The sequence below is a fragment of the Trichocoleus sp. FACHB-40 genome, assembly GCF_014695915.1.
Classification (GTDB): Bacteria; Cyanobacteriota; Cyanobacteriia; order Cyanobacteriales; family FACHB-T130; genus Funiculus; species Funiculus sociatus.
This window is the reverse complement of the sequence record NZ_JACJPF010000009.1, coordinates 1-4296: the sequence shown is the minus strand read 5'-3', so window position 1 is coordinate 4296 and position 4296 is coordinate 1. Positions and strand designations below refer to the sequence as shown.

Annotated in this window: 5 protein-coding genes and 1 pseudogene; 5 read left to right on the top strand and 1 reads right to left on the bottom strand. The window is 44.3% G+C overall.

The features are described 5' to 3' along the window. The 5 genes from H6F63_RS00175 to H6F63_RS00155 all read left to right on the top strand — a co-directional run. A partial coding sequence (locus tag H6F63_RS00175) for a hypothetical protein (protein WP_190633869.1) occupies positions 1-386 on the top strand: 386 nt, incomplete at its 5' end. A 243-nt stretch (positions 387-629) separates the two neighbouring features. Then, a complete protein-coding gene (locus H6F63_RS00170) occupies positions 630-1472 on the top strand; it encodes a TnsA endonuclease N-terminal domain-containing protein (RefSeq protein WP_190633867.1) in 843 nt (280 codons plus the stop codon). Next, positions 1469-1723, top strand: coding sequence for a hypothetical protein (locus tag H6F63_RS00165; RefSeq protein WP_190633866.1), 255 nt, complete (start codon positions 1469-1471; stop codon positions 1721-1723). Before H6F63_RS00170 ends, H6F63_RS00165 begins: the two co-directional genes overlap by 4 nt. A 60-nt stretch (positions 1724-1783) precedes the next feature. Beyond that, positions 1784-3655, top strand: coding sequence for a Mu transposase C-terminal domain-containing protein (locus H6F63_RS00160; RefSeq protein WP_190633864.1), 1872 nt, complete (start codon positions 1784-1786; stop codon positions 3653-3655). 3 nt (positions 3656-3658) lie between these two features. Next, entirely contained in the window at positions 3659-4192 is a 534-nt protein-coding gene (locus H6F63_RS00155) for a hypothetical protein (RefSeq protein WP_190633862.1), read from the top strand. Here H6F63_RS00155 and H6F63_RS00150 read toward each other — a convergent pair. After that, a pseudogene (locus tag H6F63_RS00150) lies at positions 4170-4296 on the bottom strand (ISKra4 family transposase); the annotation flags it as partial. The gene H6F63_RS00155 and the pseudogene H6F63_RS00150 overlap by 23 nt on opposite strands.

The following is a 4296-nucleotide window of genomic DNA, read 5'->3' as shown; positions in this document are numbered from 1 at the left end:
AAGCGAATGCTGGAATTTTTTTAAGTCATTCTCGTCAGGGATTCGCACGGGAAATTGGGGAATGGGCACAGGGTACTTGTGAATACGGATTGTGGATTGCCACCACTCATGAGCTGCTCACGGTTGCCCTTCAGTTTCTCATCGTGCGGCAGCAATTAGTAAACCAACAGGCTCTTAACTCGAAGCTAGACTGTAGTGCGATTGAAGCTCAGTTGCAACGAATTCAATCCTCTCTAGATTACATTGCCAAAATTAATACTCACTTAACGTACTTACAAGAGAACACCGAGGGCATTCGAGCCAAAGCCAAGGCAATGAAAGTTGAAATTTTGGGTGCGTTGACCTCAGCCAGTCAAGCTCTAAATATTGTCTCAGGTGAAACGTAATTATTTTTTTAGGATAGGAGGTGGCAAAAGATTAAAAACCGAAACAAATTGAAAAGTAGTTCAAAGAAAGTTATGTATGAAATATGTAGTTGATTAGCTATATTGCATACATTATTCACGATAGTGACGTGCTAGTATCCAGCACATCTTGAAACTCTGCTTATCCTACCTAAAAAATGCACGAACAGCCTGGTTTAAGAAACAACTTTGTGAGTACCAGCATTCATAAAAAGGAGTAACTGAATGGCTAAACGCAAGAGACAAACAACCCAGGCTGTCATTGAAAAACGGATTGAAGAAGGTCGCGGTCAAGGTAGAGGGTTCAATTACAAGCCTTGGCTAACGGTGCAAGATGTCAGCTCAATGGGTACGTGCAAGCGTATTAAAGGGTTGACGACGGGAAGAAGACACGAGCTTTTGAGCCAGCATGAGGTTCGTTATTTCTATATTCTCGACTGGTCACCAATTGTTGTGGACATCCAAGAACAGTATCCCCTACTACCTTTGTCAGAGACCTTAGAAATTGCCGAAAAACTTTGCATCCGTCATCCTACTGATCCAAAGACACAAGAACCTATCGTCATGACGACGGATTTCTACATCGCCATCCGCCAAGGCATGGGAGTTTCTTATCAAGCTCGCACAGTTAAACCTTCAGACCAACTGGAAAACGAACGGACTATAGAAAAGTTTGAGATTGAACGCCAATATTGGCTCAAAAGAAACATCAGTTGGGGGATAGTGACTGAACACGAAATTCCCCCAGTGCTTGCCAAAAACATCGATTGGATAAGCAAGCGCTTTGATGAAGATAAGCTTACTCTGTCAGAGCGCGAGATTCTTGAGGCTAAAAAATTATTAATTCAGTGGATTGCTCAAAGGGATGAGCCGCTCAGGGAAATCACTGCTGATTGTGATGACAAACTTGGTTTAGAACCAGGTGACAGTCTCTCGGTAGTTCGGCATATGCTGGCTAGACGCGAATTGCTGATTGACCTGAATCAACCCATCAATCCTAGAAAAAAGCTCGTACTTTTGAAAGCTCCATCCGTAGACGTTATCAACCAAGGGGATAAAGTTGGATGAACCTTTTAGTCAACCAGCTACTCTGCTGGCAAAGTGACAACGAAGCAGATACTCAAATTGACCGCATATTGTGGATCGATTTCTCTGGCACCGATGTAGTAACCATCGACATCTACGATCCTTATGCTCAACCCATACTCCAGAAGCATGAGCATATGATGGCAGCAATTGCTGCTAATAGAGCCAGCATCCTGCAAGAAGACCCCTACGCAAAAATTATTCGCTCTTACGTTGAACTCAAGGAGGAGTAACGCCAGCGTGTAGAAAAGGCTTGGTCTGCTATTTTCCTAATCGTAACTACAGAAGAGTCGTTGTTCGATCCTGTTAAGCGGAGCCAGTTGATCAAGGAGGCGGTTAAACAGACAGGAAGAACAGAACCAACTATTCGCAAGGACTTACGACGGTATTGGCAAAGAGGTCAGACAAAAAATGCCATCATACCTGACTTTAATAAGTGCGGTGAGAAAGGTAAGAAGAAGCGAAGTGATGGTTGCAAAAGAGGTCGCAAGAGCTTCCTTGCTCAAGCCAGAAATGAGGAGATTGGAGTTAATGTTGATGCCGAGATAGAGAAGAAATTTCGTAAAGGTATCCGATTATTCTACGAAACCTCGCAAAAAAGACCCTTAACGAAGGCTTTTCAACTTACCCTCGAAAAGTTCTTTCCCATCGGATATAGAGAACTTGCCGATGGTTCCAAGGAGCCTATTCTGCCACCAGCAGAAAAATTACCTAGCTTGAGGCAGTTTCAGTACTGGTATGAGAAAAGCTCTGATATCACTCGCAAACTCATTACTCGTAAAGGCGAACGTCGATATAACTTAAGTTATCGGGCTATTGTGGGAAACTCAACTCAGATGGCTTTTGGCCCTGGGTCACTCTTTCAAATCGACGCAACGATCGGTGATGTTTATCTGGTAAGTTCGCTAAACCGATGCTGGATTATCGGTAGACCTACACTGTATCTGGTTATCGATGTGTTCAGCCGTATGATTGTTGGGTTTGTCGTCACCCTCGAACCTGCAAGCTGGCTAGGCGCAATGTTAGCCCTGGAAAATGCTACAGCAGATAAGGTTGAATTTTGCAAAAAGTTTAATTTTGAAATTACAGAAGCTGACTGGCCTAGCCATCATCTTCCTGAAGCCATCCTGGCAGATCGAGGTGAATTTGAAGGATATAACGCAAATAACCTGGTGGACTCTCTCGGTGTAGATGTCGATAATACGCCTCCTTACCGGGCAGACATGAAAGGTATTGTTGAGCAGAGCTTTAATCAGTTAAATAACGAAGCCATTCATTGGCTCCCAGGTTCGGTCAAAAAACTTCCTGAACGAGGAGAAAGAGACTATCGACTTGATGGGGTTCTGACTCTGTATGAATTTCGGCAGTTGATGATTCTTGCCATTCGGGATCACAACAGCGAAAAACGTTTGAACAAATACCCGATGGATGAATTCATGATCCAAGATGAACTCGAACCTTACCCGGTCGATCTCTGGCAGTGGGGAGTCGAGAATCGAGTCGGTTCGCTTCATTGGCAACCACCTGCAAATATCCGTCTGAACCTCCTCCCAACAGCAGAAGCTTCCGTAACCCGTGAAGGCTGTATCTACTTCAAGAAGTTGCACTATACCTGTGAATTAGCTGTACGCCAACAGTGGTTTGTTAAGGCAAGAAGTAAGGGGAGTTGGAAAGTTACTGTTGCCTATGACCCACGCCTTGTTGATTACATCTACATACGTCTTGATAGTGGCAAAGACATGGAAGTTTGCCGTTTGCTTGATATCGATCAACGCTTCCAGGGTTGCGACTTTCGTGAGGTAGAAGACTACTACAGACGGCAAGAGGTAAACAAGCAGGCTTCCAGGACACGCAGACAGCAGTCTAAAGCAAAACATAATGCTCAAGCTAACAAAATCCTTGATCAGGCAACTGAGGAGGCGCAAAAGGCTGATGATGGTCAAAGCAAGCAGTCTCGTATCAAAAATATCCGCCAAAACCGTAACGAAGAACGTAGTCACGAGCGGAAGACTGAAGCTTGGGATTTAACATCAGAGAAGCTTTCCGACCAACCAGGGCAAGTGATTCCCATGCCAACCATTGCTCAACCTGACAAAGATGATGAGGAGTATGTACCGCCTCATCGACCTTTTGACAAATTGCGTCAACACGTCAGAGGGGATTGAACAATGACATCCAGTAAAAAATTGATAAAGCCACCGCTCTTAGTCTTTAGAGGAACTCAAGAACAAGCGACTTACCATGATGAAATTTCTATCTATCAAGGAAATCCACTCATTGAAGCGCTACCTGAAATTAAAACCGAAGACGACATCATTAAAGAGCTGGCGCTCTACCCTGAATTCTTGAAAGAGGAGCGTAATTTACCCGCTCACCAGCGCTTACATCTAATTCAAAATGTACTCGAACTTTTCATCGTTCTTTCCCCTCACCTCGACTTGGAGCAGCGTTTCTCGCGAATGCTGCGTTCGGGGTATACCGCTCGCAACCCAGTAAGTCGTGGGTTTTGGAAAGATATAAATAAGAAGGTAGAGACTTTACGCTCCGGTAGTTCAGCTAACAGGCGTCGGCGGTCAACAGCTACAGGTTTTACAATTCTTGGTATCAGCGGAGTCGGCAAGTCTACAACTGTACAAGCAATCCTAGACCGGGAGCATCCCGGTTTTGCGCTTTTGAGCATCAAACGGATATTGATCCGTTAAGGTAGGCGCACCGAAGCTTAAGCATTTGATTAACATTTTTCATCAACCACTGCGCTCCTGAAATTTTCAACCTTCTATCAATTTGTTTTACTGCCGACTCTACA

Bases quoted from the DNA above. Each gene is read 5' to 3' on its own strand.
- H6F63_RS00155 (WP_190633862.1), top strand. From the start codon at position 3,659: ATGACATCCAGTAAAAAATTGATAAAGCCACCGCTCTTAGTCTTTAGA.
- H6F63_RS00170 (WP_190633867.1), top strand. From the start codon at position 630: ATGGCTAAACGCAAGAGACAAACAACCCAGGCTGTCATTGAAAAACGG.
- H6F63_RS00165 (WP_190633866.1), top strand. From the start codon at position 1,469: ATGAACCTTTTAGTCAACCAGCTACTCTGCTGGCAAAGTGACAACGAA.